Raw genomic sequence first — 22,813 nt, forward strand, 5'->3', positions numbered from 1 at the left:
GCTGGGCTATCGGGGGGCGGATCGACTATTTGATGCGCGTTTCATCTCCTTCCATGGCTGCGTATCAGGATTTCATGGAGGAATTGCTGCAGGCAGGGCTGGGTATCGAGCAATACTACAGCCTTGTCGTGACGAAACCAGTGAAATCCAATTCACCGATCCCCTTGTCCGCACTGAGACAACGGTAAACTCCCGAAGCCTTGGTTTCCACGGCAATTGGTGCCGATTCCGTGCTTTCGTCGGCTAAAAGTGTGCATTCCCGCGAAACCCGAGACATGTTTGCCACTATGCTGGTTTCACGCGGCTGGCCGAGTGTTCCCAGCCGAGGGATAGCGAGGAGAGGGACGATGCGTTTGAGCAATCTGGGAACCGAGCAACTGCGGGAGAAGGATCGAAGCTTCGTCTTTCATCCGTCTACACTTGGCCAAGCACAGCCGCGGCGAGACGGATCCTGAACCGCCCACCAATTTTTTCAGAGGTTTAGGGCACCTCGTGTTTGTAAGGTTTGTGCCATGTCACATCCATGTCACAAGGGGTCGCATGCATACAAAGCAAGCACTCCAATAGTGAAGTCAATGGATATGGCAACAGAACCAAAAATAGGGGTAGACCCCAAGTGGCCAACGGATTTTCCTGAAGCGCAGGAGACGATCGCCAGGCTGGCAAAAGCTACCCATGCCTTCTTAGCCGATGTGGCAGATCTTCTCGAAGTTGACGTCAACGAGCGCAGTTTGAGCCACCATTTGGCAGGTCAGCGGCCCAAGACAAGCCCGAGGCGAACGGAAGCCGCGGTGGCGGATGCGATCGTGGCGCTGCGCCGACAGCGCCTGACCGGCAAGCACATCGCTATGCAAACCGGCGTGTCGGAGGCGACGGTGAGCCGGGTGCTGGCACGCGCCGGCCTGTCGCGGCTGAAAGACCTGGCACCGGTCGAGCCGGTGCGCCGCTATGCGCGCGACATCCCGGCGAGCTCATCCATCTCGATATCAAGAAGCTCGGCCGGATCGGCTCTGAGCTGGCTGGCCTCCAAACATCAACGAGACCCAGGATCAGTCCGAAAAATGGCCGGCTTCAAATCGGAATCGATGGCCGGCTTCGTCGGAATACGCACTGGAAACGGCTACTCGACCTCAACAACCCCAATCACGGCCTGCTGCTGCCGATCCTGATCTACTGCGTCGACAAAAAGGGCAGGCCCGTGCTCGGCAAGACCAGGCCGGGGCCCGAGACCGCGCACTTCATCGAGCACGAGGCCTACAAAGATATCTCCGTCGTCATCCCCGCGCTGCGCGAACTCCACTACGTCACCCTTAGACCCGGAGTGATCGGCGCCGGCGCGCCTTTAAAAAAGCGACCTAACCATAAACAGGATCTCGGGAAAGGTGCCTCGGCGCATTGCTTAACGCAATAGCGCCGACAACACCGGCAAGATACTCGACAATCCGCCGGCGACAGATGCGATCGGCGGCCGCTGCTGAAAAGCGGGCGGCGGCGGCTCGATGCGTGTTCGGCCTAGCGGACGTCATTTCCGAAATATCGCGCGTGAGCGATACGAAGGATGCGATTGATAAGGCTCGAGTAGCTGTGTCCAGCAGCGATCGCGGCAAGGACCCAGGAGGAGTGCATACTGAGCCCCGGCATTGAGTTGATCTCCAGGACAAAGGGACGGCCGGAGCGGTCGATCCGGACGTCGAGCCGGGCGTAGTCCCGGCACTGGCAAGCACGAAAGGTCGCAACCGAAATTTCCCCTAGCAAGGTCGCAAGGCTACTCTCGATTTTCGCCGGGCAAATTGTCGGCAGCTTTTCAGCCGGCAGGTACTTCCCCGCCCACGTCAAAAGACCAGTTTCACATTCGCCGAAGTCGATTTCCGCCAAAGGCAACACCTCGGGTTCTCCGTTTCCCAGCAGCGCAACATGGATTTCGCGCCCATCGATGTATTCCTCTACGAGCGCATCCTGTCCATATTGCGTGACAATCATTTCCACTGCCTGCCTCAGCTGAGCGGGCTCGTGTACAAGCTGCAAACCGAAGCTGTTATCTTCGCGACGCGGCTTCACTACCACCGGGAATCGCAGGTCGCCGGTGCTCTCGGTGCCGAGGCGCATGATGCAAAACTTCGCCGTCGGCACGCCGCAACTACGCATGAGCCTCTTGCTGATCACCTTATCGTCCGTTAGCCCATGCCCGAGTGGGCCCGACCCGGTGTATGGAACGCCCGCCATCTCGAGCATTGCCGGGACGTGGGTGAAGCGGTATTCGCCCTGAATACCCTCTGCCAAATTGAAAACGATTCCTGAGGGGCGGGCTTGCAGATCGGGTGGCATGAACCGCTCGAGCGTATTGAGCAGTCCTTTGTCGCCTTCGCACAACAGTGTCTCGTGACCGCCCTCTTTCACTGCCGCTACCACTCTTTCGTAGTATCCATTAGAGGGCCAAGGGTGTGGAGACCCTGGATAAGGCTGTCCGAAGCGGTTGATGACGCCTCCAAATTCGCTATTCCGCACGATGGCTACCCGCATTGAGGTACTCCTTTGATATTGCCTTCTGTTATTGGATCGAGCGGAACACTCCGTCTGCGTCCGCGCCCGCTACACGGAATCCGCAGCAATCGGCGTGCCACCAAGAAATGTGCGAAGAAGGCGCGCCGCCGCTTGCCGCGCCGACATGCCCTCGTCCGAAGCCTTCAAGACCCGCGACCGAAGATCCCCGCTCAATGCTCTTCCCATCGTCACCTCCATCGAGGCGGATGTGAATCACACAAAACGCAGCCGTCACATCACAATCGATTCATCGATCACAGGACGTGCTCTAGCTGAAACGGCGGAGTACGGAGATCCCACATCGCCGACGAGTATCGGTAACTGCGCGGCTACGACCCGTACTACAACCTCAGTGCCGATCGGCCACTTCCGCCGACGTACGTCGACGCCGCTCGACGACGGCCAGGTGCTCTATTATCAGCCCGCTCGCTACGTGGCACAGCGTAGGTCCTGCGCCGCTGATCGGGACCCCGAGCTTGTCTTTCGTACGCGGACGGTAGGCGGCCACAGTGGCGCTTCGCACGGGCCGGGCGTGGCCGAGGAAGCAGCGTTTCGCATGGCCTGGGTGCTCGACCAACTCCGACGATCGAGCGGCTGAGCCTGTCAGTCCCATGATGCTGCCCGAGGTGGGGAAGCGCTCAATCGGTGACGGCCGCCTTGCTGAGGTAGGCTGAAGGCTCCAAGTCTTGGTGGTAGCACTAGGAACAGTCCTATGACGAAGCAGCATGATCACGTCCGTTGAGCGCCGCCGACGGTGGTCTCGTGAAGAGAAGGAACGGCTGGTTGCGGCGTGTCTGGAGCCGAACGCCAGCGTATCGGAGATCGCCGCTCGGCGGGCAAGCTGGCAAAGCTTGGCGAGGATACCCGCTTCAAGAAATGGTCGTTCCACGGGACGCGCACGATCGCGGGCGTCGAGGTAGTTTCGATGGCACAGAGCATTTCGACGATATCGCGGGTATCGCCCACTCCGTGTTCGAAATCGGACCCCACATGCCCGAGGACTTCGGCGTTGACGGTAAACCGCTACCGATCCAGCAGCCGTAGGCCGTCTCGCCTGCGAGAAGCCTTGCTTTCAGTTGATTGGGCTTGCACATAATAGGGTTCCTTCTGCGAGGGTATTCGAGCAACTGTATGTTCTGACTGCGATCGACCAGCCGACGCCTGGATGCTGGAGATCGACGAGCGCGTCGATCTCCAGTTCGAGACCGCTTGTGGTGGAGGCGCCTATCGCATTCCGGGACTTATGCGTCGGCCAGAGCAAAAACCTGAATCTCGACGCGGATATCCGGCGCCGCAATCCGCGCTTCGACGCAAGCGCGTGCGGGTGCGTTGCCGGGGGATACCCACTTGTCCCACGAGCTGTTCATGAGATCGAAATCGGCGATATCGCGAAGCCAGATATAGGCGTGAGTGACACGGCTTTTGTCGGTTCCGGCTTCAGCAAGAAGCCTGTCGACCTTTGCAAGCACATCTGCGGTCTGGCCGGGTACGTCGAGCGTGCGGTCGTCCGGAACCTGTCCGGAGATGACTACGAACCGGCTGTTGGCAGGATAAGTGACGATCTGGCTCATTCTCGCGCCAGGCTGCAACCGTTGGATCATGAATGGACCTTTCATTGATAACGGGTTGGGGAAAAAGGAGAAGCATCGATCGCTGTCGACCGTCCGGCGATCAGATCGGCGGTCAGTTGCGCTGCTCCGCGTGCCATGGTCCAACCCAGTGTGCCATGGCCAGCATTGATGAAGAGGTTGTCGCAGGCGATCCGTCCGATAAGCGGAGGGCCATCCGGTGTCATCGGACGAAGTCCGCTCCAGCGTTCTGCAGATGCGACAGCCTCTTGGGAAATGTTCGGAAAAAGGTTCCGCACGACGTAGGACAGTCCGCGGTACCGCTTCTCCTTGCGGGATAGGTCGTACCCGGCGAGTTCAGCTGTCCCGCCCACCCGGATCCGATCCATGAGGTTAGTGATGCCGATCTTGTATGTCTCGTCACCGACGGTGGACCGAGGACCGACGGCATCGCTGTCCGCTTTGATCGTGAGCGAGTACCCTTTCAGAGGATACACGGGAATTCGTACACCAAGTTGACCGAGGACCCCGCTTGACCACGCTCCAAGGCACGAGACGACAAGGTCCGCCTCTATCTCACCCTGCGTCGTCCGAACGGCGGAGATCTTAGAGTCCTTCTTTATGAAGCCCGTGATAGCGATGCCGTTGAAGAACCGCACACCCATACGGGCGGACAACTCCACAAGCCTGTTCGTGAACAGAAAGCAATCTCCAGTCTCGTCTCCCGGCAGGTGAGCCGCGCCAACGATCCCGGCGCTGGAGATAGCGACATTGGGTTCGAGACCGCGCAGCTCGTCAATGCTGACCAGGCGGCCCGGCACATTCATTTTTTCGAGGATCGTCAGTTCGCTGCGGTATCCTTCGCGCTGCTTCTCCGTCCGGAAGAGGATAGTAGTCCCAGCGCTCCGCCCTGCATAGTCGAAAGGGTGTCGGGCTCTCAGTTCGATCATGAGGTCACGGCTGTATTCCCCGAGCGCGACCATCGCATGCTTGGATTTGGCGTACTTTTGGGGGTTCGCACAATTCAGCATTCCGCCAAGAAAACGCAGCATTGCCGCGTCGGGCATGCTCCCGAGCACAAGCGGGGGGAAGCGCTGCGCCATCCAGCCCAATGCCTTTTGAGCGATCCCCGGTGAAGACCATGGTGACGAGAGCGCCGGCGATATTTGCGATGCGTTTCCGTAGCTCGTGCCGAGCGCGGGTCCGGTTTCGCGTTCGATGACCGTTACGTCGTTCCCTGCCTTCGCCAGGGCGAACGCCGTCGTCACCCCGATCACGCCGGAGCCTAATACTATGACGCGCATTTTTTGGTTCCTGTGAGTGCTATTCAGGAAAGCTGAATGACGAATTTCGGAGGAACTCGGCTAATCGCGTGGTCTTAGGAGCGCGGAACATCTCACGGGGATCCCCGGACTCCGCTATTACACCCTTATCCATGAACACGACACGATTGGAGGCTTCGTACGCGAAGCGCATTTCGTGGGTGACAAGCAGCATGGTCATCCCGTCGGATGCGAGATCCTTCATAACGTTGAGAACCTCGCCGACGAGTTCGGGGTCGAGCGCGGAGGTGACCTCGTCGAACAGCATCAGCGTGGGGCGCATCGCTACGGCCCGGGCAATGGCGACGCGCTGCTGTTGCCCCCGGACAAGTGCGACGGATACTTGTCGGCGTGGTTCGACATGCCGACGCGTTCCAGCAGTAGTCAGTAGTCTGATTGGCTTCGGCCTTTGACTTTCCCAGTGTCTTGAGAAGTCCCAGTGTAATGTTTCCTCGTGCCGTGAGGTGAGGGAACAAGTTGAACTGTTGGAAGGCCATGCCCGTCATCGACCGCTGATGCGCTCGCTGGCGCTCTGAGACGGCCTTCCGGCGCCCATCCTTTTCGTGCCGATGGGCTGGCCGTCTAGGAGGATGCTGCCGCCCTGGAAGGACTCCAGCAGGTTCACGCAGCGCAACAGGGTGGTCTTGCCAGATCCGCTTGATCCGATGATGGAAACGACTTCGCCCGCTTTGACGTCCAGGTCGACGGTTTTCAGGACATTTATCGCGCCGAAACTCTTCTGAAGCTTTCCGAATTTCAAGAATAGTACTGCTCATGGGAAGTATCCAAAATCTGAGACGCCGCTCGACCGTCTTGCCAATCCATTCGAGTGTGAAGTTGATGCTGAGATAGATCATACCGGCAACGACGTAGAATTCGGCGTTCATGTAGGCTCCCTGTGCCAACCACCAGCTCGCCGCGCGCCAGGATTTCCTCGAGCTTTCCCTTCTGCTCCTGGGCGAAACCGCTCGTCGCCATAGTTGCAAGCATAGAAAACGAGACCGCCAGTGCCTCAAACCAATCGTTAGTTCTCCCCCCCCAAATGTCCTTTACAGGAGACATAATCTCCTGTAAGAGAGTTTGTACCTTATTGGGAACGCTGCGTCAACTAAAATGGATTTGCCGTAATGACATCCGAACGAGTTCGGGGAACCGATCGCTTACTTGATATTCTTGAGAAGCTCTTTGAGGCGGAAACGCCATACTCACGAAACAGGCTAGCAAGCGCCATGGGCGTGCCGAGATCAACCGTCTATACCCTCGTAGACCAATTGCTGGCACGAGGATGGCTCGAGCAGTCCCCGAACGGAACAATAACCCTCGGTCACAAGAGTGGTCTTTTGGGGCTCGCATATCGGTGTCACACCCATTTCGAGCAGACAGCAAACGAAGTCCTTCTGCAGCTCGTGGAAGAGACTGGGCAGGCCGCCGAGCTGAACGTGGTCGACAATTGGCAACAGCTTGTTGTTCTCGCCGTAAAGGGTACGGAGCACAGCTACTTGCAGCCAATGATGGGTCGGCGTTTTCCCTTGCCGACCACCGTGTCCGCCCGCGTCCTGCTCGACGGAGTGCCGACGGATCGTTTGAGCGCGAATATTCCGGCCACGCACTTCGCTCCGGATAGCGAGACGCCCGACATTGAGGCCTTGGTGTCGCAGATCGAAGATGCCAGAAGTAAAGGCTTCGCCATCGGCCATGGCCTGATCGACCGCCATATCAGCGTCATGGCTGTACCCGTAAGGAACAGCACTAGCGCATGCATCGCCGCCATCAGCCTTATCATGCTGTCCGAGGAGATTGCCACGAAGGCGGAAACGATGCGTCCGGCCATGCTACATGCGGCACAGCGTTTGAGCGATACTCTCCGCGTCATCCCTTGGCCGATGGGAGTTCATAATCTCGCCAAGCTACGGTCGGACTCGGAGTCGGGGCTTTCTCAGTAGACCTCACAACATAGCTCCGGATTCGAGAGGACTGGCGCTGCGTCATCCCGGCCGAGAGATCATCACCCCGAACTTGCGACTTGAGCTGCGGGCCTTCAGGTTGCGTCGTAGCTGGTTGCCCGATTGTCCCCTTTGTCGAGCAGCTACGGTTGGTGCATGAGAAGGTCCGTGAACTGGATGTCAGATTCATTCCTCGCACCGCCCGAATGAAAAGAGCCTGCGTCTGGAGACGATCCCCGGAATCGGTCCAATCACAGCCAGTGCGATCGCCGCAACTGCGGGAGGGCTTCGGATGCGGGGAAAGGCGGGGTTCTGGGACATTGACGAGCGCTATGTGCGGTTGAGCGAGGCGGGCGATCCCTGGTCTGGAGAAGCTGAACGCGCTGGTGCCGTGGGAGGTTTTCCGCAAGCCGCTCGCGAAGGCATGGGCGATGATCCGAGGTGGGAAGCGATGGCGCTTGTAGCTGACTGGCACGAGGTTAGCACGTGCGTCTATCGCGGTAGCCCCTCACAAGCCGTTACCGTAACATCACCATGAGCGGCAATCACCATCTAACTCCTAGATGACAGTAATATCGATTTTGTATTTGCCAATTCCAAACCTGCCACGCAAATCTAAATCTCAGAAAAAAATGGGGAACCGTCACGTCATCAACTCTAATGCTCAAGTGGGGCAGCAGCTGCGCGTTGCAGTAAAGGCTAGGGATTGCGGCGTGACAGAGCTTTAGGGAGGACAGAATGAACGAGTGGTCAATCAGTCGCCGTGCGATCGTCAAGGCGCTGCTGGTGGGATCGGCGGCACCTTGGGTCATGAACTCAAGGGCGTTCGCCTCATCTTGCAAAGATCATATTGTGCGCGTCGGATCAATGGGCGCTCCCGATTCCCTGAATCCATTCGCCACCTGGAGTTCGTTCTGGCCCCTAGTTTTCACTTATGATTTCCTGGTCGGCGTTGACGCCCAACGCCACTCCGACCGGAAGGGGTTCGCGAAGACCTGGTCCGTTGCTGATGACAGCCTCACCTGGATATTCAAGATATGGCCCGACATGAAGTGGTCGGACGGCCAACCCGCCACCGCCAGAGACGCCGCGTTCACTTATAACTATCTGCTTGGCTCCATAGGCAAGCCAGACGAACTGAGCATTGGCCAAAACAGCACGAGCGGCATGGAACAAATTGCATCCGTTTCGGCCATTGATGACGAGACTTTGCAGATCGTGACCAAGGCTCCTACGCGCTGGCCAATTGACAACTACCTTCTAATAATCCCCGAGCACATTTGGAAGGACATCAGCTACTCGGATGCGCGCAGCACTTTCCAAAACGACCCGCCGCTGGTGGGGACTGGGCCTATGATCGTTGCGGAGTTTCAGCAAGCTCAGTTTGTGCGCTTCGCGCCAAATCCGTATTTCCGCACAGGGCAGCCAAAAACGGCCGGCATGATTAACTACCTCTTCACCACGCAAGATCCAATTGCCCAGGGTTTGAAGAGCGGCAGTCTTGACTATGGCGGCGTGACGGCTGCCCAGTGGGCCGACCTCTCGAAGGACCCCGACATCGTGGTCGGTGAATCGCGCGTCGAGCAGCGGGATTATCTGGCGTTCAACACCGCGTCGGGGGACGGGGCAGGCAGCACCAAGGCCCTGCAGGATCCGGCGTTTCGCGATGCGATCGGCTACGCGATCGACCAGAAGACCATCGTTGATCGCGCTATGCGCGGCCACGCCGACCCGGGTGTCGGGCTGGTCATGCCTGTGGCGACCGACTACTACTCGGATTTGGCGGACATCATGCGCCACTTCGATCTTGCCGAGGCGGGCCGCCGGCTCGATGCTGCTGGCTACAGGGACACGAATGGCGATGGTGTCCGGGAGGACAAGGACGGAAACAACTTCCAGCTTGAGCTGATCACAGGAAAGGCTTCGGGTGTGAACGAGATTCCTATCGCAGCCGTGCAGCTTGTTGCTGGCTGGTTGGGACAAATTGGCATTCCCGTATCGGTGACCCAACTCGACTCCGGAGCGCTCAACGCCCGAGTCGCATCTCCAGCGAAGGGCGGCGGTGGCTGGGATCTGGTTATCGCCAGCAATTGGTTGAGTACCTCGCCTCATGACTTGCTTATCATGGGGAGCAGCAACGCCATCGGCCTGCAAAACAGATCGTATTGGACCAACGAGAAGTTTGACAGGTACCTTTCGGAGGTGGATGTCACTGTCGACCTCAAGAAGAGTCAGGAACTGGTCGATCGGGCGGCGCGTCTAATCTACACTGAAGCTCCTTACATTATGCTGAGCTACCCCTTGGTGCTTGAAGCCCATCGGAAGGATTGCTTCGAGGGCTGGGGGTCGCAGGACGCTATCTCGCAGTGGGGCTACTTTCCGCTCGATCGCTTGAAGCCACAGAATGGCTAGCACTGGAGTGGGAGGCCGGACGAGCCAACACATTTGGCGCATCCTAATCAGGGCCATCATCACGCTGGTGATGGTGGCGACGCTGAACTTTATCCTATTCAGGGTCATTCCAGGCGATCCTGCCGACCTTCTGCTTGGCGGAGCCCGCATCAGCTTGACCGCCGAGCAGATGGAAGCGCAGCGCCAGAACTGGGGTCTCGACCGGCCACTGTTCCCGGACCAGGCGATCGACTATCTGTCGGCAACTATCCGGGGCGATTTGGGTTACAGCTTCAAGTTCAGGGGCAGGCATGTCGCTGACCTGATTTTGGAGCGCTTACCGGCAACCATCGCCCTGGTCGGAGTTGCTCAGGTAATTGCAATCGTTGTTGGGGTGATGCTTGGCCTCTATGCGGGCTGGCGCCGAGGAGGAGCCGTCGACCATATCGCCACGGGAGCCTCCCTGGCGCTCTACTCTACCCCGTCGTTCTGGCTCGGCATGCTCCTTGTGGTGATCTTCAGTACGAAATTCGGCTGGCTTCCGGGCTATGGTGCATATTCACCCGGCGTGAGCACAGGCTCCCTTGATTCGTTGCTCGATTACTTGCGGCATCTCGCGCTTCCGGTCACCGCGGTGGCTCTTGGACTCATCGGCCAATATGTCGTGGTCGCTCGTGCCGCGATGAGTGACGTCGTGACCGAGGATTACATGGTAACTGCGCGGGCTAAGGGACTCACCAATGGTCAGATGCTCATGCGTCATGCATTTCGTAATGCGATGCTGCCTGTCGTAACCTTGATTACCCTCAATCTCGGTTACGTGGTTGCCGGTGCCATCACTGTTGAAGCTGTCTTCGCCTGGCCGGGGATCGGCGGCCTGACGGTGGAGGCGCTCAATGCACGGGACTACCCAGTCCTTCAAGGAGTATTCCTGTTGCTCGGTGCCTCGATTGTTCTCGCAAATCTCGTAGCCGATCTTGCTTACGGCCTTCTTGATCCGAGGGTCCGACAATGAATGAGCGTACAGTTCGGTATTCCCCGCGAGGCCGGGCGCGTGCTATCAATGCCTTTCTAGGCCAGTTTCTTGGCCATGGCGGTGCTCGGCTTGGCCTGTTGTGTCTGGTATTCTTCCTCGCTGTGGCAGCGGTCCCCAATATTCTGGTTGGACCGCTCCAGACTGCGATCAATGCAACCGGCGATTTCCTCGTACCCCCATCAGGCGAGCATCTGCTCGGCACGGACGAAGTCGGGCGGGACGTGCTCAATCTGGTCGTCCATGGTGCCCGGATCTCGCTTACGATTGCGCTGCTGGCGACTGTGATCAGCCTCGTCGTCGGGACTACGATCGGTATGGCGGCTGGCTACTATGGTGGCAGGGTTGACGTCTGGCTGATGCGCTTGACGGACTTCTTTTTTGTTATGCCGTCCTTCGTGCTGGCGCTGGTCATCACACCCGTGGTTCTCGAGGTGATGGGGCGCGGCGGCGAAATCCTCGGCTTCCGTCCTTCTCTTCTCGTGATCATTGTCGTTATCGGCATGACAAGCTGGGCGTTCGTCGCCCGTGTCGTACGCAGCCAGACACTGTCGCTTAAGGAGCGAACATTCATTGATCGTGCGCGCGTTGCGGGCAGCAGCAATTTCAGCATTATGGTGCGGCACATCCTGCCCAATCTCGTGCCGCAAATCGCAGCGAACGGAGCTCTGGTCGTCGCTGGCGCAATCTATGTCGAGACATCGCTCTCGTTCCTGGGGCTTGGCGATCCGTTGCAGCCTTCATGGGGCACTTTGCTTTCGCTCGCCCAGCGCGCCGGTGCTGCCAGTGCTGGAGCCTGGTGGTATCTCGGCGCACCGGGCGTGTGCGTCCTCACGGTTTCGCTTAGCTTCGTCCTGATTGGCAATGCCCTCGACGACACGTTCAATCCACGGCGGAGGGTTATTCCATGACAAACTCCTTCCACGACAAGGCACCGCTTCTGGAAGTCGACGGGCTCTCTGTCGACTATGGGGTCAAGGGCGTTTCATCGCGCGCGATCGACAGCGTAAGCTTCGTGCTCCGGGCCGGAGAGGCCGTTGGCCTCGTCGGAGAATCCGGCAGCGGGAAGACCACGACTGCGATGGCGATCGCGGGTTTGCTATCGCCCAACGCGCGGGTCAGCAGCGGCGAGGTGCGTTATCGCGGAGAGCGACTGCCGGTCGACGACGACGCTGCGATGCGGCCACATCGCTGGAGCGAAACGTCCGTTGTCTTCCAGGGCGCGATGAATGCGCTCAATCCTGTTCACCGCATCATCAAGCAGATCGCCGAGCCATGCATGCTGAAGCTCGGGATGCCGAAAGCTGACGCAATCGCCCGAGCAAAGGAACTGCTCGGACTTGTCGGCATTCCGGCGGATCGCGGTTCCGCCTATCCCCACGAGTTGTCGGGCGGTATGCGCCAAAGGGTGATGATTGCGATGGCACTCGCATGTCGCCCCTCAATCATCATCGGCGATGAGCCGACCACGGCGCTCGACGTCATCACACAGGCTCAAATTCTGAAGCTTCTGGGTGAGTTGCGATCACGGCTTAGCCTTGCCCTCATTTTGATCACCCACGATCTTTCTGTGGTGGCTGAGTGTTGTGATCGCGTGATGATCATGTACGCGGGCCGGATCGTCGAGGATGGCACTGTCGCCGAGATCTTCGCCCAGCCCAAACATCCCTACACCCGCCTGCTGATCGACTCGATCCCGAACCCGGCGAACGGCAAAAAGATTATCCGGCCCATCCCCGGTGATCCCCCCAACTTGATGAACCGGCCGTCAGGCTGCGCCTTCCATCCGCGTTGCCCGTCGGCCATGGGGGTTTGTGCGACCAAAGTCCCCAGTCTCGATAAGTTAGGGCGGGGACGCGTCGCTTGTCACCTTCACCGGTCCTCGCAAGAAGCCAAGGTCGCAGCTCATGCCTGACACCGCCGATACCCTGCGTTTGGAGAGCTTGCAGGTCCATTTTCCTATCCAGGGCGGGCTGTTCGACCGTGTCCTGGGCCGACCTGCTGGCGCTGTGCGCGCGGTGGACGGGATCGACCTGGACGTCGGACGGGGTGAGATCGTCGCCCTGGTCGGGGAATCGGGGAGCGGCAAAACCACGGTGGGCCGCGTGATCACCAAGCTTGCCCAGCCGACCGGCGGCAGAATGCTGTTCGAAGGCCGCGACATGACGTCGGTTCAAGGCTCCTCGGCCCTGCGTCCTTACCGGCATCGCGTGCAGATGATCTTCCAGGACGCTTATCAGGCACTCAATCCGCGACATACCGTCTTCGACATCGTGGCAGAGCCATTGCGCTCCCTGCGGCTGGTCGAGAACCATGTCCAACTCACGGAGCGAGTCAGCGAAGCGCTTGCGGCGGCCGGCCTCAATCCTCCCAATGATTTCTTCTCTCGCTTTCCACACGAATTATCTGGAGGGCAGCGCCAGCGCGTCGTAATTGCCGGAGCGCTCGCCGTAAAGCCGGAACTGATCGTTGCCGACGAACCTGTGTCCATGCTTGATGTCTCTATACGCGCACAGATTCTTCAGGTGCTAGTGGACTTGCGCGACAAGCACAATATGGCGCTGCTGTTCATCACCCACGACCTGCCGCTCGCCTGGTTGATCGCCGACAGGATTGCCGTGTTGTATCTTGGAAAATTGGTCGAGATCGCTAGCGCCGACGAGATCACATTTAACCCCCGCCATCCGTATACCGTCGCGTTGCGTAATGCCACGCCGCAGATTGGCGGCAATGCAGGTCGCGCCGAGTCGCCGGCTCTGCAAGGTGAGGTTCCAAGTGCCGCCCGCGTGCCGAAGGGCTGTCGCTTCCATCCACGCTGCCCGTTGGCGTTCGACCGCTGCCGGAAAGAGGAGCCGCCGGCTATCGAAGTCGGGCCGCAGCACTTGTCAGCGTGCTGGCGAAGTGAATGCTGACGGCTTTGTTGCAACGGCTGAAGTTGGCTACAAGGTGTTTTGGGACCTACTGGACAGGCGGCGAATCGCTCGGCCGCATTGGCATCTGAGCTTCACCCCGATAAGCGCTTCTTGGCTAAACCTGGTGGAATGCTGTTTCTCGATCCGGACCAGCCGCTGTCTCCAACAGGGCACTTTGCCAGCACCGACAGCCTGAAAGCTGCAATGTCTGGATCAAATAGTTTCCAGATATATGCACCGCCATCGGCCTGCCTTGCCATAGGTGAGCATTGATCATCGAGAATCTCGATAGCTGGTATCTTTATTCTATACTTGTCATCCCGAGGTGACCTTGCAAGTATGGAACAGTGGAAAGGCAAGGGAGTTGCCGCGAGCTCCAAGAGGGATGGCTGAGAACCGCATGAATGCTTTGGATGCGTACTTTGTCTCCGTCTGACAACACGCAATACGGCGCGCCGAACGCAACACTGCCGAAATCGGAAAGAGAAAGATGCTGGCAATCTCAAGCATGGATTGCTGAGCGGTTTGGACGCTGTTGTCTGGGAGGAAGTCAATGCACAAACTAAGTGGTTCGCGGACTGTCGCAGGGAACCTTGCTCTTGTTTTTCACGTGAGAGCAGTCTGATGGGAGACAAGCGGCTTCTGCCACCTCTTCCTCGTGCCGAAGCACGGATCCGGGTGCTTCATGACGAAGTCACGATTGACCGGTATGGCTGGCTTCGCGATCGGGAGAATCCGGAGGTCCGCGCCTATCTGGAAGCCGAGAATAGCTACGCGCAGCAAGCGACGGCTCACCTGACAGAGCTCAAGGCGGAGCTCGTCGCCGAGATCGAAGCGCGTCAACCTTACGAGGGCGCCTCGCCACCGTTCCAAGTTGGGCCCTTCGAGTACTTTCAAAGACATCAGCCGGGACTGCCTCATCCGGCGTGGTGGCGTCGGCCGGTGGCCGGAGGCAGGGACGAGCTTGTCCTCGACCCGAACGCAATTCCCGGGGCCGAGGTCTTCTACTCCCTCGGCGTCTTCGAGCCGAGTGATGACGGGCGTTACCTGGCCTTCAGCTTCGACGTCATTGGCAATGAAAATTACGAGCTCAGGGTGCGGGACATGGAGAGCGATCAGGACGCGTGGCAGGGCTCGATGCAGGCTGTGATGTTAGCTTGGACCGCGGATGGTCATACCCTTTTTTTTACGCGGGAGCGGCCTGACCTTCGGCGACAATGTTATCAGCTTATCCGTCTGGACGTCGCTGCTGGGGTCTCTGAGGTGGTCTTCGAGGAGGCGGACGAGCGACTAAACGTCGGGATAAGGCGCTCCGATAGCGGTGCCTGGTTGTTTCTCGATGTAAAGGGCGTTCATCGAGGGGCGGTGGAGGTGTGGTGCCTTCCCGCCGACCAGCCGGGTGTTGCGTGGCGCCGTTTGGTGACGCGTGAATTTGGTTACCAGATCGTTGCCGAGCACTGGCAAGACAAGTTCCTGTTCCTAGTCGATGACGCTGGTTCGTACGGGCGGCTCGTGCGGGCGCCTATGGATGACCCCTTGCCGTCGCGCTGGGAGGAGGTCGTTCCGCATCGGGCAGGCGTGACGCTCGAGGAGGTCCACGTGCTCGAACAGCACCTGGTTCTCCTGGAACGAGAAGGTCTTCGTCCTCGCCTCGTGTCACGTGACGGAAGCGGGCGGATCGAGGCCATGGTCGTTCCCGACGAGCCGAGCTGCACTCTCACTGTCGGCTTGTCGGCAGGCGGTCGCTACTCGGTCGCGAGACATCCGTTCCGAAGCTCGAAGCTGACTTACTCGGTGAGCTCGTTCGTGACGCCTGGCACCTTACTTGGTCATGATCTCGGCAACGACCGATCGGCAGTGCTGCATCAGGTCCGCATTCCCGGGTTTGACGCGGCTCAATACGTAGCGACGGTTGTCATGGCGGAAGCGGAAGACGGGGTGCAGGTCCCGATCTCGTTGATCGCACGCCGTGATCGAAAGAGCCCTGGGCCGGTGTTGTTGAATGCGTACGGCTGTTACGGAAAATCGAGATGGCCCTCGTTTTTCCCTTGGCCCTCATCCATGACGAAGCGTCTGAGCCTGCTCGATCGCGGCGTTGCTTTCGGCATCGTGCATGTACGAGGGGGCGCCGAGCTCGGACGTGCATGGCATGAGGCTGCCATCCGCGATAGAAAACGTGTTACCCACACAGATCTGATTGCCGCTGCCGAGGCTGTCGTTGAGCAGGGATTCGCTACCCGCGACGGCATCGTGATTGAGGGAGCGAGCGCTGGCGGGGGTACCGTGCTTGCTGCGGCCGACTTGCGCCCCGACTTGTTCCGCGCCGTGCTTGCTGAGGTTCCCCTCGCCGACATCCTCGATACCGAGATGGACTTCACGATGCCGTATGCCATACAGGAAACGGCCGAGTACGGCGATCCCCACATCGCCGACGAGTATCGGTATCTGCGCAGCTACGACCCCTACTACAATCTCAGCGTAGATCGCCCGCTTCCGCCGACTTATGTCGACAACGCGATTGATGACGGCCAGGTGCTCCACTTCCAGCCCGCTCGCTACGTGGCGCAGCGTCGGTCATGCTCCGCCGATCGCGATCCCGAGCTTGTCTTCCGAACGCGGACGGTAGGCGGCCACAGTGGCGCTTCACACGGGCCGGGCGTGGCCGAGGAAGCAGCGTTTCGTATCGCCTGGATTGTCGACCAGTTCCGACGATCAACGAGTTGAGTTGATTCTCACTACAAATCGTGACGGACGGTCCGATCACGACGTTGGCTTAAGCGCATGGATGACAGCGACATCCGCCTCGGCGTCGTTTCCCCGGCCGACTCGCATGACGATGCCGTCAATCTCAAGCCGGTTGAAGGTGCGCCAATTTCAACGTCGGCGCTGGTCCGATCCGTTACGGACGATGGTGGCCACGCGCTTTGAGCAAGGAGCGAACGTCTCAGCCTTGGCCCAAGAGATCGGGATCAGTCCACCCCCACTGTTCGGCTGGCGGTCGATCGCAGTGGGAAAGAACTCGGCTGAGCGGCGCATAGACGAGTTGCCTGCAGCCGCAGCGCGATTGACGTGTCTAGGCTAGTTTCCGTCCACAAACGTCAAACTGTTGATTTTATTGCCTAAATCGTGACTTTGCGCGGGCAAGGCCCGGCGGTTTCAGGTACACTTTGGTCTCATGCCACTGATTCCAAAGTACAATCTGCAACCGCCGGAGCCGACAATGCGCCAAGAACGCACCGTCCAAGATGGGGTATTCGGCTTGCGCCCCATCTTGGCGGAGCGGCATGGAGGTGCTGAGCTTCGAGCTGATGGTAGAACGTGGTCTGTCCGAAACAGCCACAAGCATCAGGAAAGGAAGCGCAGCATGAAACATCATGCAGGATTGGACGTCTCGGTGAAAGAGACGGCGGTGTGTATCGTCGACGAAACAGGCACGGTTTGCCGCGAGATGAAAGTTCCCAGCCATCCGGAGGATCTTGCGCGGGTGCTCAAGGATCCTGCCTGGAACTTTGAGCGGATCGGTCTTGAAGCCGGGCCCTTATCGCAATGGCTGTTCGAGGGCCTTGCCAAAGCCGGCCTGCCGTTGATCTGCATTGAGACGCGTCACACCAAGGCATTCCTGAAGGCGCAGGTGAACAAGACCGACCGCAATGACGCGCGCGGCATCGCACAGATGATGCGGGTCAACCTGTTCCGCCCGGTGCATGTTAAGACCCTGACGAACCAGAAGCGTCGGGCGTTGCTGACGGCGCGCAAGCTGCTGCAGGAAAAGGCGATTGCCATCGAGAACGACATCCGCGGGCTGCTGCGCAACTTCGGGCTCAAGGTCGGCATCGTCGGTACGGTCAAATTCGAGCAACGCATCCACGAACTGGTTGAAGGCATGCCTGATCTGGCCGAAATCGTCGAACCGCTTCTCGACGCTCGCGGCAAGCTGCGCCAGCACTTTGCCACCCTTCACCGCAAGCTTCTGGCGATCGTCCGGGATGATGAAGTTTGCCGCCGACTGATGACGACACCAGGTGTAGGCCCGGTCGTGGCTCTGGCCTATACCACCACCATCGACATTCCTGCCCGCTTCCACAATTCGAAAGCGGTCGGACCGGTTTTGGGTCTGACACCTGTGCTCCATGAGTCGGGCGAAAGCCGCCGGGTCGGCCGGATCTCGTTATGCGGTGACGATATGATGCGAACGCTGCTCTACGAAGCCGCGCAGGTCCTACTGACGCGCGTGACGAAGTGGTCCTGGCTGAAGGCCTGGGCGATGAACGTCGCCAAGCGGCGTGGTCGGCAGCGGGCCATCGTTGCGCTCGCCCGTAGACTAGCGGTGATCATGCATCGCATGTGGAGCGATGGCACACGGTTCCGCTGGACAAAGGAAAGCACACCGGTCGCCGTCTGAACTGGGCCGTTAAGAAGGAGACAACAAAGTTCCACTTGCCGGTGGAAAAACGTCCTTCGCGGGACGATGGATGAGGTGAGTTCGCTATGCTGGCGGTGCCGATTGTACATCAGGACGCGTCCAAGATTGTTCCACCTCGTTCTGCGGATTCCCCATACTGGGAGGGCCAAGGCGCCGATCCCGAAGAGAAGCAAGACCCGCGAAAGACGTCATGCCGGCGAAGCGGAAAGCTCGAAAGTGCTTGACCTCAAGCCGCCGAATAGAGAAGCCAGCATATTCGATCTTTTCGCCACACACGAGATCGGCCACGAGTTGAAGGCGATGTCGCAATGGCTGGATGAGCATTGCGATCTACTTGGTTTGGTGGCCCGCGATCTGGTTCGGGTCTGTGTCAAGGCCACCGGACGGCAAGGCCTGCCCGCCGAAGCGGTGCTGCGCTGTGCGCTGCTGAAGCAATACCGGCAACTGAGCTATCAGGAACTGGCGTTCCATCTCGAGGACTCCGCCTCGTTCCGCGCCTTTGCGCGGCTGCCGTGGTCATGGAGCCCGCAGAAGTCGGTGCTGCAAAAGACGATCAGTGCGATCCGGCCCGAGACCTGGGAGCAGATCAATCGGGCACTGCTGTCGGGCGCTCGGCAGGCGAAGCTCGAAGATGGCGCGGTCGTGCGGCTGGACAGCACCGTGACCTCGGCACTTATGCATGAGCCGAGCGACAGCAGCCTGCTTTGGGATGCCGTGCGCGTCATGGTGCGCCTTCTGAAGCAGGCCGATGTGTTGACCGGTGGTGCCCGCTCACCATGGCATGATCATTGTCGGGCGGCTAAGAGGCGTGCCCGCAAGATCCAGTTCACACGCGGTCGACCAAATCGGTTCCAACTCTACCGGGAACTGATCGCAATCACCCGCGCGACATTGGCATACCTGCAGCAAGCGACCGAGCGGTTGGTCGCGGCGGGCAGTCCGCTCATCGAACTGTGGCAGGCCCAGGTCTGCCACTATCGGCCGCTGATCGAACGCATCATCACACAGAGTGAGCGGCGGGTGTTGGCCGGCGAGTTGGTGCCGGCCAGCGACAAGCTGGCCAGCCTGTTCGAGCCCCATGCCGATATCATCGTCAAGGGCAGCCGCGACACCGAATACGGCCACAAGCTCAACCTGACCACCGGCAGGAGCGGCATGATCCTCGATCTGGTGATCGAGGCGGGCAATCCGCGCGACAGCGATCGATTGCTGCCGATGCTGGAACGCCACATCGGCATCTGGGGTCAAGCGCCGCGGCAGGCGGCGGCCGACGGCGGCTTTGCCAGTCGCGACAATCTGGCTACAGCCTTGACCTTGGGCGTCCGCGACATGGCATTCCACAAGAAAGCCGGCCTCAGGATCGAAGACATGGTCAGAAGCAATTGGGTCTATCGCAAGCTGCGTAACTTCCGTGCCGGCATCGAGGCCGACATCTCATGCCTCAAGCGCGCTTACGGTTTGGCGCGCTGCACCTGGCGCGGCCTTGATCACTTCAAGAGCTACGTCTGGTCCTCGGTCGTGGCTTACAATCTCGTCGTCTTCACGCGCCTCAAGCCGACCTGACGTCGAGCCATTGCGCGGGTCAGCAGCCCGCCGGCAGGCGCCGGCTCCATAGCCATGACTAACTTCCGTTCGGCGAGTTCTTTCTGGCGCGATCCACTGGACTTCGCGTCGGCCCGGTACCGCAAACGACGTTTCTTCCTGCGGCAAACCTCTGTAAACGCTCACCAAAATGGGCGTTTGTGGACGGAAACTAGGCTAAGGCTAGTTGAGGCCGAGATCGCCGGGAAGAGGATCCGGATCGGGCCGAATGTCGAGGAAGCACATCTGCGGCGCCTTCTGCGAGCGGTGCCCTCGGCATGATCCTGACCTAGTGTGAAGGTTTATCTGGCCAGTCATCCTGTTGATTTTTAGGAAAGGTCCCGACCTGGCGATAATATGTTCGGGTGACTATCACTCGGGCACGCCTCGGCGTAGGTATAGTTCGAAGCGCCCATCTCTGCGACGAACTGCTTCATGGGACGCGCTTCGCCGGTGAGGGGTCGAAGACGTCGACGGTGTCGCCGGCGAAATCGACGAACACCTTCTCGCCGCCGAGATGCGTCTGGCGCATCGTTGGGCGCGCGCGCCCTTCCAGGCCTCGAAGGTCGTGCAAAACCAGGTTTAGCCAAAGCCGTCGGGATTGGCGGCACGATACTCTTCCGATAGCAGCACCCGCGTTATGCCGCGCCGGCGCAACTCCTTCTCCACATAGCTTCAATCGGGCCGGGCGGCGGGGGCTTTGCGACGCCGCCTTCGGCGCTGGGAAGAGCAGCAGCTCGAGGCCTTCGTCATCCATCCCTCGGGCAGCGGCCAGCTCGCCCGGCAAGACGGGCGCGCCGCAGATAACCATGCACGACGCCATTGCTCACCCCGAGCGTGTGCGCGATGGAGCGCTCGGTCAGGCCCTGGACATGCGTTGGACGTAAAACGTCTCTGATCCGGCGCATCGACAATCTCTGGGTTGGCATCAGGCTTCCTCGTTTTGAACGAGGCATCCTGTAGACAGGCTAAGTTGTCGGCCGAAGCGTCCGCACCTCCGAAAAGGTGCTCATGATCGTCTGAAATCGTCGCTCATGAACAACTGACCGGCATGGATGCCCGCCGAGCGGGCGATCTCCGATACGCTGGCACCCGGCTCCAGACACGCCGCGACCAGCCGCTCCTTCTGTTCCCGAGGCCACCGTCGGCGGCGCTCGACGGACGTGATGACCTCCACATGCTGCTTCGTCATAGGACTGTTCCTAGTGCTACCACTAGGACTTGCAGCTTTCAGCCTACCTCAGCAAGGCGGCCGTCACCGGCTTCCGATTACCCACATCGTCGGCGGGCCTATTGCCCCGTATGAATCTGCCGTGATTCTGTCCGTGACGCCGAATCACGGAGGCGTCACGGATGCGAGACAAGAACGGCAGCAGCGAAGCCGCTTGGCAGGAGGAAGAGCTTTCTGCGGCGGCCCTTCCCGACAAGCGTCTGGGCCGTCGGCTGCGACGGTTGCTGGATCAGATGTCAGCTGCGCCGGGCAAGCCAATCCCGGCGGCCTGCGGCGACTGGGCGGCGGCGAAGGCGGCCTACCGCTTCTTTGACAACCCGCCTGTGACCGAACATAGCGTTCTCGCCGGCCATTTCGCCGCGACCGCGGCGCGAATTGCGGCGAGCGAAGTCCGATCCTTATCCTGCAGGACACGACCGAATTTATCGACAGCCGCGCGCAGCCGGGTAAAATCGGTTCACCAAGACCATCAACGCCGGGCGCTACAAGGCCGGGCAGCCCAACGTGCTGACTTTGTGCGGGGTGCTGATGCATTCGAGCCTGGCCGTCACCCTCACCGGCACGCCCCTCGGTCTGACGGCGGTGAAGTTCTGGACACGAACGAAATTCAAGGGAACGCTCGCGCTCAAGCGGCACATCAATCCCACGCGCGTGCCGATCGAGACGAAGGAGAGCTACCGCTGGCTGGAGAACCTGCGCCAGTCCATCGCGCTCGTTGGCGCAGCCGAGCGCTGCGTGCATGTTGGTGACCGAGAGAGCGACATCGACGAGCTCTATTGCACCGCGCAGGACCTTGGCACCAGCTTCCTCGTGCGGGTGCAGACGAACAGGCTGGCCGAGCGGCCTGCCGATGCTGCCCCGCACGATCCTGCTCATCGCGTCTTCGCCCAACTTGCGGCGGCGCCTTGGGCAGGACGTCATCGCATTACGGTCGATCAGGACGAGACGACCTGCCTGCAGGTGAAGTTCGCCGCCATCAAAACCTTGCCGCCCCGTGGGCAAGCAGAAGCCCTACAGTCCGCAGGTTCTGACCTACATCCACGCCCTCGAAGAGGATCCGCCGCCCGGCCGCGAGCCGATCGACTGGAAGCTGGTGACCAACTTGCCGGTCGGCGATCTCTCCGCGGCGGTTGAGAAGCTCGGCTGGTATGCCCTGCGCTGGAAGGCGGAGGTGTTCCATAAGGTCATGAAGTCCGGCTGCCGTGCCGAGGAGGCGAGGCTCGAGACCGCCGAGAGGCTGGCGAAGTTCCTCGCTCTCATCGCGGTGGTCAGCTGGCGCATATTCTTCGTCACAATGTCGGCGCGCGCCAAGCCAGACGCCGCGCCCGACAGCGTTCTCACCTTCGCCGAGATCACTGCGCTCAACCGGATCGACGCGCCCCGAACGCGACCACGCCTCCAACGGCCCACGCTCGCCGCTTACCTACTGCAAATCGCCATGCTTGGCGGCTATCTCGCCCGCAAACATGATCCGCCTCCCGGCAACATGGTCATCTGGCGCGGGAGGACCCGCTTGCACGACATCGCCTCGGCATCTCCATTGGATCAAGCCGACGATGTGGGTAATCGAAAGCGTCACCGTTGGGATACAAACGACCCCAATCAGAGGACTCTGAGGGCGACGCGGTGCCGTCGCGGGAGTGGTTGGAATTAGGAGTTGCCGTAGTCTCCGGGGTGTTCAACCTCGAATCATCCGGCCTTGCAGCGCCGGACAGGAGAATACGCCATGACAAGGACTACCATGAATGCCGACGCCGTTCATCCTGCGGATGAGGCGACGAGCGTAAGCGCCAAGCTGACCCCATCTGGCGCGGCTTGAGGTGATGAGCGAGACATACTGACACTGAAGCAAGGAGCCGAGGAGCTTG

At 59.8% G+C, this 22,813-nt stretch carries 21 protein-coding genes and 4 pseudogenes; 19 read left to right on the plus strand and 6 right to left on the minus strand.

The genetic code is table 11. The features are described 5' to 3' along the window. The 3 genes and pseudogenes from NKH04_RS30945 to NKH04_RS30955 form a co-directional block, all read left to right on the plus strand. Positions 1-188, plus strand: a 188-nt coding sequence (locus NKH04_RS30945; protein ID WP_353045465.1) for an Lrp/AsnC ligand binding domain-containing protein, incomplete at its 5' end; no start/stop codon positions are given. Between the two features lie 567 nt (positions 189-755). Further along, positions 756-1,033: pseudogene (locus NKH04_RS30950) on the plus strand (IS481 family transposase); the annotation flags it as partial. 165 nt (positions 1,034-1,198) lie between these two features. Beyond that, positions 1,199-1,411: a hypothetical protein gene (locus NKH04_RS30955; protein ID WP_353045480.1), complete on the plus strand. Its 213-nt coding sequence runs from the start codon at positions 1,199-1,201 to the stop codon at positions 1,409-1,411. Between the two features lie 101 nt (positions 1,412-1,512). Here the strand turns inward: NKH04_RS30955 and NKH04_RS30960 are convergent, their stop codons facing one another. Beyond that, positions 1,513-2,520 carry a D-alanine--D-alanine ligase family protein gene (locus NKH04_RS30960; protein WP_353045466.1) on the minus strand — a complete coding sequence of 336 codons (1,008 nt, stop codon included), beginning with the start codon at positions 2,518-2,520 and terminating at the stop codon, positions 1,513-1,515. 746 nt (positions 2,521-3,266) lie between these two features. Here NKH04_RS30960 and NKH04_RS30965 point away from each other — a divergent pair. Continuing rightward, complete coding sequence (locus tag NKH04_RS30965; protein WP_353045467.1) at positions 3,267-3,461, plus strand: transposase; 195 nt, start codon at positions 3,267-3,269, stop codon at positions 3,459-3,461. A 321-nt stretch (positions 3,462-3,782) separates the two neighbouring features. Here NKH04_RS30965 and NKH04_RS30970 read toward each other — a convergent pair whose 3' ends face one another. From NKH04_RS30970 to NKH04_RS30980, 3 genes and pseudogenes are all read right to left on the minus strand, one after another. After that, entirely contained in the window at positions 3,783-4,142 is a 360-nt protein-coding gene (locus tag NKH04_RS30970; protein WP_353045468.1) for a RidA family protein, read from the minus strand. An 11-nt stretch (positions 4,143-4,153) separates the two neighbouring features. Further along, positions 4,154-5,413: a D-amino acid dehydrogenase gene (locus NKH04_RS30975; RefSeq protein ID WP_353045469.1), complete on the minus strand. Its 1,260-nt coding sequence runs from the start codon at positions 5,411-5,413 to the stop codon at positions 4,154-4,156. A 19-nt stretch (positions 5,414-5,432) separates the two neighbouring features. Further along, positions 5,433-6,207, minus strand: a pseudogene (locus NKH04_RS30980) (amino acid ABC transporter ATP-binding protein). A gap of 351 nt (positions 6,208-6,558) precedes the next feature. On the opposite strand from NKH04_RS30980, the gene NKH04_RS30985 reads away from it, so the two are divergent. From NKH04_RS30985 to NKH04_RS31045, 13 genes and pseudogenes are all read left to right on the plus strand, one after another. Next, positions 6,559-7,374, plus strand: a complete 816-nt coding sequence (locus NKH04_RS30985) for an IclR family transcriptional regulator (RefSeq protein ID WP_353045470.1) — start codon at positions 6,559-6,561, stop codon at positions 7,372-7,374. 134 nt (positions 7,375-7,508) lie between these two features. Next, positions 7,509-7,654: pseudogene (locus NKH04_RS30990) on the plus strand (IS110 family transposase); the annotation flags it as partial. A gap of 458 nt (positions 7,655-8,112) precedes the next feature. Continuing rightward, positions 8,113-9,786, plus strand: a complete 1,674-nt coding sequence (locus tag NKH04_RS30995) for an ABC transporter substrate-binding protein (protein WP_353045471.1) — start codon at positions 8,113-8,115, stop codon at positions 9,784-9,786. Then, positions 9,779-10,780, plus strand: a complete 1,002-nt coding sequence (locus NKH04_RS31000; RefSeq protein ID WP_353045472.1) for an ABC transporter permease — start codon at positions 9,779-9,781, stop codon at positions 10,778-10,780. The genes NKH04_RS30995 and NKH04_RS31000 overlap by 8 nt, the downstream gene beginning before the upstream one ends. Further along, the gene (locus tag NKH04_RS31005; protein WP_353045473.1) at positions 10,777-11,709 is read left to right on the plus strand and encodes an ABC transporter permease; all 933 of its coding nucleotides are present in this window, start codon (positions 10,777-10,779) and stop codon (positions 11,707-11,709) included. Before NKH04_RS31000 ends, NKH04_RS31005 begins: the two co-directional genes overlap by 4 nt. Continuing rightward, positions 11,706-12,713, plus strand: coding sequence for an ABC transporter ATP-binding protein (locus NKH04_RS31010; protein ID WP_353045474.1), 1,008 nt, complete (start codon positions 11,706-11,708; stop codon positions 12,711-12,713). The genes NKH04_RS31005 and NKH04_RS31010 overlap by 4 nt, the downstream gene beginning before the upstream one ends. Then, positions 12,706-13,710: an ABC transporter ATP-binding protein gene (locus NKH04_RS31015; RefSeq protein ID WP_353045475.1), complete on the plus strand. Its 1,005-nt coding sequence runs from the start codon at positions 12,706-12,708 to the stop codon at positions 13,708-13,710. The genes NKH04_RS31010 and NKH04_RS31015 overlap by 8 nt, the downstream gene beginning before the upstream one ends. Before the next feature lie 129 nt (positions 13,711-13,839). Then, positions 13,840-13,983 carry a hypothetical protein gene (locus NKH04_RS31020; RefSeq protein WP_353045481.1) on the plus strand — a complete coding sequence of 48 codons (144 nt, stop codon included), beginning with the start codon at positions 13,840-13,842 and terminating at the stop codon, positions 13,981-13,983. 351 nt (positions 13,984-14,334) lie between these two features. Next, a complete protein-coding gene (locus NKH04_RS31025) occupies positions 14,335-16,434 on the plus strand; it encodes a prolyl oligopeptidase family serine peptidase (RefSeq protein WP_353045476.1) in 2,100 nt (699 codons plus the stop codon). 57 nt (positions 16,435-16,491) lie between these two features. Continuing rightward, entirely contained in the window at positions 16,492-16,638 is a 147-nt protein-coding gene (locus NKH04_RS31030; protein ID WP_353045482.1) for a hypothetical protein, read from the plus strand. Then, entirely contained in the window at positions 16,619-16,792 is a 174-nt protein-coding gene (locus NKH04_RS31035) for a transposase (protein WP_353045479.1), read from the plus strand. Before NKH04_RS31030 ends, NKH04_RS31035 begins: the two co-directional genes overlap by 20 nt. 282 nt (positions 16,793-17,074) lie before the next feature. Continuing rightward, positions 17,075-18,112, plus strand: coding sequence for an IS110 family RNA-guided transposase (locus NKH04_RS31040; protein WP_352754028.1), 1,038 nt, complete (start codon positions 17,075-17,077; stop codon positions 18,110-18,112). A gap of 237 nt (positions 18,113-18,349) precedes the next feature. Further along, on the plus strand, positions 18,350-19,696 hold the full coding sequence (locus tag NKH04_RS31045) for an ISNCY family transposase (protein WP_353045477.1): 1,347 nt from the start codon (positions 18,350-18,352) through the stop codon (positions 19,694-19,696). 386 nt (positions 19,697-20,082) lie between these two features. On the opposite strand, the pseudogene NKH04_RS31050 reads toward NKH04_RS31045, so the two are convergent. Together NKH04_RS31050 and NKH04_RS31055 are read right to left on the minus strand one after the other, a co-directional pair. Continuing rightward, a pseudogene (locus tag NKH04_RS31050) lies at positions 20,083-20,643 on the minus strand (IS21 family transposase); the annotation flags it as partial. Between the two features lie 80 nt (positions 20,644-20,723). Beyond that, positions 20,724-20,906: a transposase gene (locus NKH04_RS31055; protein ID WP_353045478.1), complete on the minus strand. Its 183-nt coding sequence runs from the start codon at positions 20,904-20,906 to the stop codon at positions 20,724-20,726. 161 nt (positions 20,907-21,067) lie between these two features. Between NKH04_RS31055 and NKH04_RS33345 the strand changes: the two genes are divergently transcribed. Both NKH04_RS33345 and NKH04_RS31070 read left to right on the plus strand, forming a co-directional pair. After that, positions 21,068-21,694: an IS4/Tn5 family transposase DNA-binding protein gene (locus tag NKH04_RS33345; protein WP_502913464.1), complete on the plus strand. Its 627-nt coding sequence runs from the start codon at positions 21,068-21,070 to the stop codon at positions 21,692-21,694. 245 nt (positions 21,695-21,939) lie between these two features. Beyond that, entirely contained in the window at positions 21,940-22,599 is a 660-nt protein-coding gene (locus NKH04_RS31070) for an IS4 family transposase (RefSeq protein ID WP_502913465.1), read from the plus strand. Positions 22,600-22,813: the final 214 nt, after the last annotated feature.

The organism is Mesorhizobium sp. M1365, assembly GCF_040317865.1.
Lineage (GTDB): Bacteria > Pseudomonadota > Alphaproteobacteria > Rhizobiales > Rhizobiaceae > Mesorhizobium.

Coding starts and splice junctions, on each gene's coding strand:
- NKH04_RS30960 (WP_353045466.1), bottom strand. CDS start 2,520: ATGCGGGTAGCCATCGTGCGGAATAGCGAATTTGGAGGCGTCATCAAC.
- NKH04_RS30965 (WP_353045467.1), top strand. CDS start 3,267: ATGATCACGTCCGTTGAGCGCCGCCGACGGTGGTCTCGTGAAGAGAAG.
- NKH04_RS30970 (WP_353045468.1), bottom strand. CDS start 4,142: ATGATCCAACGGTTGCAGCCTGGCGCGAGAATGAGCCAGATCGTCACT.
- NKH04_RS30975 (WP_353045469.1), bottom strand. CDS start 5,413: ATGCGCGTCATAGTATTAGGCTCCGGCGTGATCGGGGTGACGACGGCG.
- NKH04_RS30985 (WP_353045470.1), top strand. CDS start 6,559: ATGACATCCGAACGAGTTCGGGGAACCGATCGCTTACTTGATATTCTT.
- NKH04_RS30995 (WP_353045471.1), top strand. CDS start 8,113: ATGAACGAGTGGTCAATCAGTCGCCGTGCGATCGTCAAGGCGCTGCTG.
- NKH04_RS31000 (WP_353045472.1), top strand. CDS start 9,779: ATGGCTAGCACTGGAGTGGGAGGCCGGACGAGCCAACACATTTGGCGC.
- NKH04_RS31005 (WP_353045473.1), top strand. CDS start 10,777: ATGAATGAGCGTACAGTTCGGTATTCCCCGCGAGGCCGGGCGCGTGCT.
- NKH04_RS31010 (WP_353045474.1), top strand. CDS start 11,706: ATGACAAACTCCTTCCACGACAAGGCACCGCTTCTGGAAGTCGACGGG.
- NKH04_RS31015 (WP_353045475.1), top strand. CDS start 12,706: ATGCCTGACACCGCCGATACCCTGCGTTTGGAGAGCTTGCAGGTCCAT.
- NKH04_RS31020 (WP_353045481.1), top strand. CDS start 13,840: ATGCTGTTTCTCGATCCGGACCAGCCGCTGTCTCCAACAGGGCACTTT.
- NKH04_RS31025 (WP_353045476.1), top strand. CDS start 14,335: ATGGGAGACAAGCGGCTTCTGCCACCTCTTCCTCGTGCCGAAGCACGG.
- NKH04_RS31030 (WP_353045482.1), top strand. CDS start 16,492: ATGGATGACAGCGACATCCGCCTCGGCGTCGTTTCCCCGGCCGACTCG.
- NKH04_RS31035 (WP_353045479.1), top strand. CDS start 16,619: ATGGTGGCCACGCGCTTTGAGCAAGGAGCGAACGTCTCAGCCTTGGCC.
- NKH04_RS31040 (WP_352754028.1), top strand. CDS start 17,075: ATGAAACATCATGCAGGATTGGACGTCTCGGTGAAAGAGACGGCGGTG.
- NKH04_RS31055 (WP_353045478.1), bottom strand. CDS start 20,906: ATGACGAAGCAGCATGTGGAGGTCATCACGTCCGTCGAGCGCCGCCGA.
- NKH04_RS33345 (WP_502913464.1), top strand. CDS start 21,068: ATGCGAGACAAGAACGGCAGCAGCGAAGCCGCTTGGCAGGAGGAAGAG.